Here is a 10,319-nt window from a genome sequence, read left to right on the forward strand (position 1 = left end):
GGAAGTCCTGGCACGGCGCCCTCGTCGCCCTCGGCAAGCGCGACGAGGCCGTGCGGGTCCGCCTGCTGGAGCTGATGCCCACCGCGGGCGGCAACGCCGACGCTTCTGCACACGACGCCGCCTGGCTCACCGTGCTCGCCGAGACGGGCGCCGAGGCGCTGCTCACCGGCCCGCGCCCCGTCGCCGCCCAGGGCAGCGACGCCCAGGGTAGCGACGGCCAGGGCAGTGACGGTCAGGGCAGCGAGGGTCAGGGCAGTGACGCTCAGGGCAGCGACGGCCAGGGCGGGGACACCGCGCCCGCCGCCTGGCTCCGCCGCTGGACGGACCACCTCGGCCGCGGCTGGGGCTCCCGGCCCACCTGCGCCGCCACGGTGGCCCTCGCGGGCCGGATGGCCGAGCGGCTGCGCGCCGACGGCACCCCGGTCGACCTGTTCACCGGCATCCGCCGCAGCACCACCCAACTCGACCTGCTGGAGCGGCTGCTGGCCGACGGCGTGCCCGTCGCGGACCCGCCGGCCGGGATCAGCTTCGACCTCACCGGCTGGGCCCGTCACACCGGCTCCACCGGCCCCGACCTCGCCGCCGTCGCGGCCGACCCCCGCTTCCGGGCCGTGCTGCGCGCCGCGACGCCCTCCGCGTGGGAGACGGCCGTGCAGCAGCAGGTGCCCGCCCTGCCGTTGCTGCGCGAGCTGTTCGCCGAGTGGGCCGACGAGCGCGCCGCCGAGGTGACGGCCGCCCCCGGCCTGGCCGGCGCCGCCGACCTCGTGCGCGGGCTCTCCCCGTACCGCACGGTGCTGCGGTCGATCTCCCCCGCCGCCGCCGAGCGGGTCGCGGCGCTCGACGTCGCCGGGCTGCTCGCCCGTGCGCTCGGCGTCGGCATCCTCGACGAACTCGGCTGGCCCGCCCTGGAGGAGGCGCTCGACAAGCTCGCCGACCCGCCGACGTCAGGCAGCGGCAGCGGCACCGGCAATGGAACCGGTAATGGAACCGCCAACGGCAGTGGCACCGACCAGGACGACCACGCGGAGAAGACCCCCGGCGCCCGCACCCTCCAGGGCCTGATCGTCGAGGACGCCTGGCCGTACCTGATCCTCGCCCGACTGGACCGCGCGATCGTCGTCGGCCCGCAGGGCATCGCGCTGGAGCACACCCTGCGCCTGCCCAAGCTGGACCACTGGAACCGCCCCCGGCTGCGCTTCGTCGACGGCGAACTCCTCGTCGTCTGGCAGGAAGCGGGTAAGCAGCGCGCCTACTGGTCCGGCCGCCCGGCCGAGCCCTTCGAACTCGGCGGCGAGACCATCGCCTGGTACTACTACGGCGACCGGCACCCCGAAACCCCGTCCCTCCCGCTGCCCGGCGGCGGACGGACCAGCGGCGAGCGCCCGCTGCACACCGGCGACACCCGGATGCCCGCCGAGCACCCCGTCCTCGGCGACGGCACCGGCCACTGGACGCTGAGGCACGGCCCCACGGGCCCGGTGCTGCACGAGTTCGACCCGGCGACCGGCACCCTCGGCCGCGCCGCCGAGCCGCCGGTGATCGCCGCCTCGGCCGCCGCCGGCGAGCTCGACCTCCACCGGACGCGGCTGCTGCCGCTCCAGCCCGGTCTGGAGCACACCCCGTTCGGCACCGACGGCACCGTGCTCGGCAGCTGGGTGCGCGTCGACGCCGGGCGGACCGTCACCACCGTCACCGCCGACGGCCGCACGATCGCCCTGCCCCTGCACGGCGGCCACCCGGGCACCGTCCCCGTCGGCCGGCTCACCCTGCCGGGCGCGACCGGCGAACCGGGCACCGGCGCAGCGGGCCCGATCGTCACCAGGTCGATCCGCGACCATCTCGCGCTCACCCTGCCCGACCTCGGCACCGACGGCGCTATCGGCGACCGCACTCCCACCGCCGACCACGCCCGCACCGTCGACCTGAGCCCCTGCCGCCCCGGCGACCTCCAGGCCGCCGGCACCGGGCTCGTCCCCCCGCTCGACCACTGGCACGCGCTGCGCCCCCGCGACGAGGCCGGCTCGCACGCGCTGCGCGCCGTCACCCCCGAGCAGGCCGCCGCGCTGATCGACATCGCCTGGCCCACCGACATCGAGCCGGTGCCCGAGGCCGAGCAGCGCTGGATCACCGTCCAGGGCGTGCGCCGCAAGGTCGCCCACCGCAGCGGCGCCCGCCGCAGGCTCCCCGTCCACGCCGTCGGCGCCGCCCTGCCCGCGATCACCGACCGGCGACTGCTCGCCGGGGTCGCCGGACTCGCCCGGATCGCCGCCGAACTGCTCGACCGCGTCGGCCGGTTCCTCCCGCAGCCCGAGGCCGAGCCCCGCCCCACCGCCGACACACCCGTCGAACACCGGCCCGACCACGGACGCGACGCCGAGATCCAGGCCGCCGTCCAGGGCTGGGTGCCCGAGGTCGACCGCTACGGCTCCTCGTGGGGCGCAGCCGCCACCTGGAAGGTGGCGAACAACCTGCGCACCGTCACCGCCGTCCTCGCCGACCCGCCCCCGGCCACCACCGAGGGCTGGAGCAGCCCGGCCTCCGTCGACCTCAAGGGCGGCGACATCCACCACGCGTGGCTGCCCCTGCTCGGCCGCCTCCACCTCCTCGCCCAGGCCGCGGCCTCCCCGCTCACCGAGCCCGCCCACCGCTCCACCCTCGTGTTCCTCCTCGGCGAGCTCAGCAAGGGCCCGCTCGCCGACCGCGGCGCCACCCTGCGCCAGATCGTCCTCAGCGAGCCCACCGAGCGCACCGCCACCGGCCGGCCCACCGGCCACCGCCAAGGCCAGGTGCTGCGCCACGGCAGCCGCACGGTCGTCATCCTCGGGCACCGCAACAACCGCGGCGACCACGCGCACTGGCTCGCCGTCGACCACGACCCGAGCGGCGAGTTCGGCCCGGTCGACCACTTCACCACCATCGAGGAGCGCACCACCGAGGAACGGATCAGCGCCGCCTGGATCGCCAAGTTCTGGCGGGTCCTCGCCCTGCGCCGGCCCGTCCCCGCCGACCCGGCCCGGGCCGCCGCCTTCGGCGAGCTCACCGGCATCGGCACGGCCAGGGCCGCCCTGGTCCTCGCGGCGGCGCCCGCCCTCCACCAGTGGTACGGCCCGGTGCTGCCCGCCGACCGCCTCCCGGAGTTCGGCCTCAAGGCCACCGAGGCCACCGCCGCCCGCGACTGGCTGCGCCGGCGCGAGCGCGCCGGACTCGACGAGGTCTGGGCCGCGCTGCTGCCCGCCGACCCCAAGACCCTCTGGACCGACGGCCCCGACCTCACCGCCGGCGCCGAGGCCTGGATCCGGCACTTCGGACGGCTCGTCACCCTCCCCGACGACGCCCAGGCCACCGTCACCGGCGTCGACGTCGACCACATCGAGGCCGTCCTCAACCCCGACCGGACGCCCTGGCTCAGCCGCACCACCACCTTCCGCCTCACCACCACCCCTGACGGGTCGGCGAAGCAGATGGTCGCCGCCGATCCCGCCGCCGTCCCCGGCTTCGGCATGCTGCGCGGCGCCATCGACGCCCTCCGCTGGCTGGTCTACCACCTGCCCGCGGACAGCCCGCTGCGCCCGCTGCTGCCGCGCACCGCCACCGCGCTGCGCGAGCGCCTCGCCGACCCGGAGCTCCTGTTCGACTTCAACCTCTTCCAGACCGTCAAGGGCCAGTCGCTGGCCGTCATCCTGCGCTCCCACTTCGGCCTGCCCGCCGAGGGCGGCGCCGACGCCGACGGACTGGTCCGCTGCGGGCCGGCCCTCGTCCTCGCCCCCAGCGGCGGCACCATGGAACGCGTCCTGCTGCGCCCCGCCGGGCTCACGGGCCCGGACGACCAGGTGCTCGACCTGCTGGAGGGGCTGAGCGCGGGCTACGGGCTCGCCAGTGAGCTCGGCGCCATCGCGGCCGTCATCGGCGGCGAACCGGAGGCACTGGCCGGGCCCACGGAGCCGTTCAGCACCGACCCGTCCGGCACCGAGCCGTCCGCTTCCGCCGAGGGCGACGCGCGGTGGCTGCAGAACCCGCAGTTCTCCGTCCCCGCCCTCGTCGCCGAAGCGGCCCGCACCCACGGCCTCGGCGAGGACGCCGCCGTGCTCTACCTCCAGCTCCTCGCCCTGCCCGACCCGACCGACCGCAACGTCGCCCGATGGACGGGCTGGAAGCCCGCCCGGCTCAAGCGCGCCCGCGCCGAACTCGCCGCCACCGACCTCGTCATGGAGGCCAAGCGCGCCCGGGCCGGCCGCACCCTCTTCCTGCCCGGCGGCTGGCAGGAGGCCAAGGCGCCCGCCCTGCCCGCCGAGACCTGGAAGGCCGACTTCTACGAGCTGTCCACCCACCGGCCCGCGTTGCCGCACCAGCACGTCCCGGAGCTGTTCGCCCGCGCCTGGCGGCGGACCACCGACGGCGACGCCCCCGGATACGAGCAGCTCCAGACCGCGAAGCGCAGGAAGGCCCGCCGATGACCACCCCCACCACGCCCCCCACCGCACCGGCCGCGCCCGCCCGGCAGATCACGCCACCCGAGGAGAAGTACGCCGCCGAACTGGAGTTCCTCGCCGCGCACGACTCCGGCCCGCGCCCGCCCGGCTGGCGGCTGACCCCGCGCGCCGTCGTCACCTTCGTCCTCGGCAGCGACGGCGAGAAGCTCAAGGCGGGCCGCAAGGGCCTCGTCATCGAGCGGAAGTTCGTCGGCGAGCGGGCCCTGGTCGAGCGCTGCGTCGTCACCCTCGCCGGCGAGCGCGGCCTGCTGCTCGTCGGCGAGCCCGGCACCGCCAAGTCGATGCTCTCCGAGCTCCTCGCCGCCGCGGTGTGCGGAACGAGCGCGCTGACCGTCCAGGGCACCGCCGGCACCACCGAGGACCAGCTCAAGTACGGCTGGAACTACGCCCTCCTGCTCGCCAAGGGCCCCAGCCGGGAGGCCCTCGTGCCGTCCCCGGTGCTCACCGCGATGACGGCCGGCGCCGTCGCCCGGGTCGAGGAGGTCACCCGCTGCCTGCCCGAGGTGCAGGACGCCCTGGTCTCGCTGCTCTCCGAACGGCGCATCGCCGTCCCCGAGCTGGCGGGCACCTCCGACGCCCAGCTGCACGCGGCCCCCGGCTTCACCCTGATCGCCACCGCCAACCTGCGGGACAAGGGCGTCAGCGAGATGTCCGCGGCGCTCAAGCGGCGGTTCAACTTCGAGACGGTGGGCCCGATCGCGAGCCTCGCCGCCGAGGTCGAGCTGGTCCGCCGCCAGTCCACCGCCGCCGTCGCCCGCGCGGGCGCGCCGTTCACGGTGGACGACGCCGTCCTCGACGCCCTCGTCACGGCCTTCCGCGACCTGCGCACCGGCCGCTCCACCGAGGGCTGGGACGTCGAGCGCCCGTCCACGGTGATGAGCACCGCCGAGGCCGTCTCGGTCGCCACCGCCCTCGGCGTCACCGCCGCCTACCTGCCCGACGGCGGCGACCTGCTCGGCCGCCTGCCCGGTCAGCTGATCGGCGTCGTGCGCAAGGACGACCCGGCCGACGCCGCCCGCCTGCTCGGCTACTGGGACGGCCCGGTCCGGCGCCGCGCCGAACAGGGCGCCGCCACCTGGCGCACCCTGTGGGACCTGCGCCCGGCACTGGAGGCGTGAGGCGATGAGCAGCGCGGTGATGCCCGAAACCCCCACCGGTGCCGACGAGTTCGACGGGCCCCGGCACGTCGTCGAGGAAGCGGCGGCCCGCCTGGCCGCCGCCGGCACCGAACGGCCCGGGCCCTACCTGATCGGCGTGCGGCACCACGCGCCGTCCCTCAGCGCGGTCGTCCCCGCGCTGCTCGACGCCGCCCGGCCCGAGGCGGTGCTGGTCGAACTCCCCGCCGAGTTCCAGCCCTGGCTCGGCCACCTGGCGGACGAGGCCACCGAGGCGCCCGTCGCCCTCGCGGCCGCCCCCGCCGACCCGACCGCCGAGTCCGCGGACGGGCTCGGCTTCTACCCGTTCGCCGACTTCTCCCCGGAGCTCGCGGCCCTGCGCTGGGCCCGGCGCCACGGTGTCGAGGTCATCGCGTGCGACCTGCCGCTCGCCCACCGGGCGGCAGGGCGGCGGGCGGCCGGGCCGGGGTCCGCGGGCGCCGAGGCCGCCGGCCCGTCCGTCACCGACGCCCTGCGCCGACGGCTCACCGGCCGCGAGGGCGACGAAGACCTGTGGGACCGCCTCGTCGAGACCGCCGCCCCCGGCTCCACCCCGGAGGCCGTCCGCCGGGCCGCGCTGCTGGTCGGCTGGGCCATGCGCCGCGACGCCGCGACCGGTCCCGGCGTCGACCCGTACGACCTGCGGCGCGAGGCCTGGATGCGCGCCCGGATCGCGGCCGCCTCCGCCAGCGGTCGCCGCGTCGCCGCCGTGGTCGGCGCGTTCCATGCACCGGCGCTCCTCGACGGACCGGACGTGCTCGAGCCACCGGGCGGCGACGAGCCGTCAGACGCCGACGCCCCCGCCCACGTCGTCTCCCTGATCCCCTACACCTACCCGCTCCTCGACGCCCGCTCCGGCTACCCGGCCGGCATCCGCGACCCCGAGTGGCAGCACACCGTCCTCGACGCGGCCGGCGACCCGGACCGCCTCGCCGCCGCCCTCACCACCACCGCCGTCCGCATCACCGAGGCCCTGCGCACCCAGGACCACCCCTCCGGCCCCGCCGACGCCCGCGAGATCGTCCGCCTCACCGGAGACCTCGCCCGCCTGCGCGGCCTCGCCGCCCCCGGCCGCGGCGAACTCGTCGAAGCCGTCCAGACCGTCCTCGCCCAGGGCGAACCCCTCGGCCGCGGCCGGGCTGTCGCCCGCGCCCTCGAACGCGTCCTCGTCGGCAGCCGCACCGGCCGCGCCACCCCCGCCGCACCCCGCAGCGGCCTCGGCCCCGCCGTCGAAACCCTCGTCGAGGCGCTTGGCCTCCCCGGCCCCGCCGACCCGGGCCCGCGCGAACTGCGCCTCGACCCGCTGCGCAGCACGCTCGACCGCCGCCGCGAGATCCTGCTGCACCGCCTCACCACCTGCGGCATCCCCTACGCCGATCCGCTCGGCACCACGGGCCCCGGCGGCACCGAGACCCTCGGCACCCGTTGGCGCCTGCACTGGACCCCGGCCACCGCCGCGATGCTCACCGTCGCCGGCACCCGCGGCGTCACCCCCGCCCAGGCCGCCGAAGGCACCCTGCGCGACCGTCTCCGCCGGGAACGGCAAGCCGACGGCCCCACCCCGCGCGAGGTCATCCAGGGCCTCACCGACGCCGCCGCCTGCGCCCTCCCCGCCCTGACCCGCACCCGCCTCACCCAACTCGCCACCACCCTCCCGGCCTCCGGCACCCTCCCCGACCTCCTCGACGCCCTCACCACCCTGGACCGCCTGTCCGCCGGCCATTTCCCCGTGACCCCGACCGCGACGGACACCGGTCCCGAGCCCGGAGCCGCCGGTCGCGCCGACGGTCCTGCGCCGCAGCTCCCCCCGACGGCACCCGCCGACCCCGACCGCCTCCACTCCTCCCCGGCCGCCGTCAGCGGGCTCCTGATCGCTGCTGCCGTCCGGCAGCTGGAGGGGCTGAGCGGGTCCGACGATCCGGCGGATGCGCGGGCGCTGGTGGAGCTGGCGCGGAGGGCGGATCTCGACGGCGGGGTGCGGCTCGCCCATCAGCTCCGCGAACTCGCCCACCAGGGCAGCCCGTTGGTGCGCGGTGCGGCCGGGGCGGTCCGGGTGCTGCTCGGGCAGGAGCCGGCCGCCGAGCTCGGTGGCCGGGCCGCGTCATGGGTCGACGGTGCGACCGTGCCCGAGGCACGTCATGCCCTCGGACGGGCGTTGGTCGGGCTGTTGACGGCGGCCGAAGGGCTGTTCGCCACCGCGCCCGAGGCACTCGAACCCGTCCTGGAGCGGGTCGTCTCCCTGCCCGACGAGGCCTTCCTCGACCGCCTGCCCGCCCTCCGCGGCGGCTTCGACACGCTGAGCCCGGCCGCCCGCGACCGGCTGCTGGCGCTGGTCGAGGAGCGCCTCGGCGCGCGCCTCGCCGACCTGCCCGACGCCATGCCGCCCGCCGTCCTGGCGACGTGGGCCCGCGCCGACCTCGCCGCCCGCGCCCTGCTCGGCGAACTCGGCCTGCTCCCAGCTCCGGCAGCCGCACCCACCGCCGCCCCGGAACCTCCGCCACCACTCCCCGCCACCGGCCACGCCCTCGCCCCCGCCGAACGCTGGCGCCTGCTCCTCGGCCGCCCCGGGGGCACTCGCAGCACAGGACGCAGCGCCCGACTCGCCACCGCCCTCGACGAGTTGTACGGCGCCGGCCACGGCGAGGGCTCCGGCCCCGGCCTGGACGCGCGGGGCCGCCGAGGTGGCCGCGAGGCCCCGTACCCGGGAGTCCGCGAGTGGGCCGACGAGCTGGAGGCGCTGTTCGGCCCGGGCATCCGCGAGGAGGTGCTGGCGGCGGCCGTCGCCCACGGCCGCACGGACGCGCTGGAGGCGCTCGACCCGGACGCCGCCCGCCCGTCCGTCGAACTGCTGCGCACCGTCCTGGAGCACTCGGGCGGCCTGCCGGAGGCCCGGGTCGCCGGGCTGCGCCCGCTCGTACGACGCCTGGTCGACGAGCTCACCCGCGAGCTGGCCACCCGGCTGCGCCCGGCACTGACCGGCATCGGCGTGCCGCGCCCGAGCCGCCGCCCGGGCGGCGGGCTCGACCTCGACCGCACCATCCGCGCGAACCTCGCCACCGCCCGCCCGGCCCCGGACGGCGGCACCGTGATCGTGCCCGAGCGGCCGGTGTTCCGCACACGGGCGCGGAAGTCGGCGGACTGGCGGCTGATCCTCGTGGTGGACGTCTCGGGATCGATGGAGGCGTCGACGGTCTGGGCCGCGCTCACCGCCGCGGTCCTGGCCGGGGTGCCGTCCCTGAGCACGCACTTCGTCGCCTTCTCCACCGAGATCGTCGACCTGACCGAGCGCGTGGAGGACCCGCTGAGCCTGCTGCTGGAGGTGCGGATCGGCGGCGGCACGAACATCGCGGCCGGACTGCGCTACGCGCGGGAGCTGGTGACGGTGCCGTCGCGCACGCTGGTCGCCGTGATCAGCGACTTCGAGGAGGGCGGCCCGGTCGGCGCCCTGCTCGCGCAGACCCGGGCGCTGGTCGACTCCGGCGTGCACGTGCTCGGCTGCGCCGCGCTGGACGACACGGGCACGGCCCGGTATTCGACGGCGGTCGCGGGCCGACTGGTCGCGGCCGGCATGCCGGTGGCGGCGCTGAGTCCGCTGGAACTGGCCCGCTGGGTGGGGGAGAAGGTGCGATGACGACGACGTCCGTGAGCTGGCCGCCGGTGCGGCCCGAGGTGGTCGCCGAGGTGGTGGCCGGGCTGAGCGCCCGGCTGCAGAAGCGGCTGGACGGTGCGGCGGCGAAGCTGGCGCAGCGCCCGGTGACGCGCTCCGGCGACGAGTGGCGGGTGGAGGTCGACGAGGAGACGGTGCTCGTCCTGCGCGCCCCGGGCGGGGTGCTCGCCGATCCGTCCGGCGTGCGGTGCGGCTGCCTGCTCGCCCCGGCGTGCGTGCACCGGGCGGCGGCGGTCACGCTCTGCCCGCTGGCCGACGCCGCGGACGAGCCCGAGCCCGCCGTCACCACCGAACCCTCCGAACCCGCCGTCCCCACCGAGCAATTGCCGGACGGCGAAGCCCTCACCCCGTCCGAGCACGCCGCCGCCAGCCACCTCCACCGCGCCGCGTCCGCCGTCCTGGCGGCGGGCGTGAGCGGAGCGGGCGCCGTCGCCCAGGCGGAGCTGCTGCGGGCGGCCCACGGCGCGCGCGTGGCGGGGCTGTACCGCCCGGCCGCGGTGGCGGTCACCGTCGCGACGCGGATCCGCGCGGCCCGCTCCGGCGCGCCGGACCACCGCCTCGCCGACCTCGTCGCCGACCTGCGCGAGCTCCTCACCCTCACCCACCGCCTCATCGCGGACCCGGCCTCCGGCGTCACCCGCGGCCCGGTCGCGGACCTGCGCGGCACCGCCCGCCAGGCGTACGGCGACGCCGGCGGGCTCAGGCTCCACGGGCTCTTCGCCGAGCCGGTGCTGACGGCCACCCACGCGGGCGTGCTCAGCTGGGCGGTGGACGCGGACGGCCGCCTCAGCACCGTCGCCGAGGTGCTGCCGCACACCGACGCCGACGCGGCGGCCGGGCAGGCCGTCGGGGCGGGCAACCGGGCGGTCCGGCTGGGCGACACCTCGCTGAGCCACCGCGAGTTCACGCGCGCCGGGCTGGCCGTCCAGGGCGCCACCAGATCGGCGTTCGGACGGCTCGGGGCGGGCGCCGCCGTGCGGGCGGTCGGTGCCACGGGCACGGCGTGGA

3 protein-coding genes and 1 pseudogene are annotated in these 10,319 nt (G+C 77.5%); all 4 read left to right on the forward strand.

Features of this window, described 5'->3' with window-relative positions:
- Positions 1-4,454 (forward strand): hypothetical protein (locus AB0O00_RS20340; protein ID WP_363653688.1); only part of this gene is annotated, 4,454 nt, incomplete at its 5' end.
- Positions 4,451-5,608, forward strand: coding sequence for an AAA family ATPase (locus tag AB0O00_RS20345; protein WP_363653690.1), 1,158 nt, complete (start codon positions 4,451-4,453; stop codon positions 5,606-5,608). The genes AB0O00_RS20340 and AB0O00_RS20345, both read left to right, overlap by 4 nt.
- A 4-nt stretch (positions 5,609-5,612) precedes the next feature.
- Positions 5,613-9,275 carry a DUF5682 family protein gene (locus AB0O00_RS20350; RefSeq protein WP_363653692.1) on the forward strand — a complete coding sequence of 1,221 codons (3,663 nt, stop codon included), beginning with the start codon at positions 5,613-5,615 and terminating at the stop codon, positions 9,273-9,275.
- Positions 9,272-10,319 (forward strand): annotated as a pseudogene (locus tag AB0O00_RS20355) (hypothetical protein); the annotation flags it as partial. The gene AB0O00_RS20350 and the pseudogene AB0O00_RS20355, both read left to right, overlap by 4 nt.

Origin of the sequence: Kitasatospora sp. NPDC093558 (assembly GCF_040683475.1) — a bacterium.
GTDB lineage: Bacteria > Actinomycetota > Actinomycetes > Streptomycetales > Streptomycetaceae > Kitasatospora.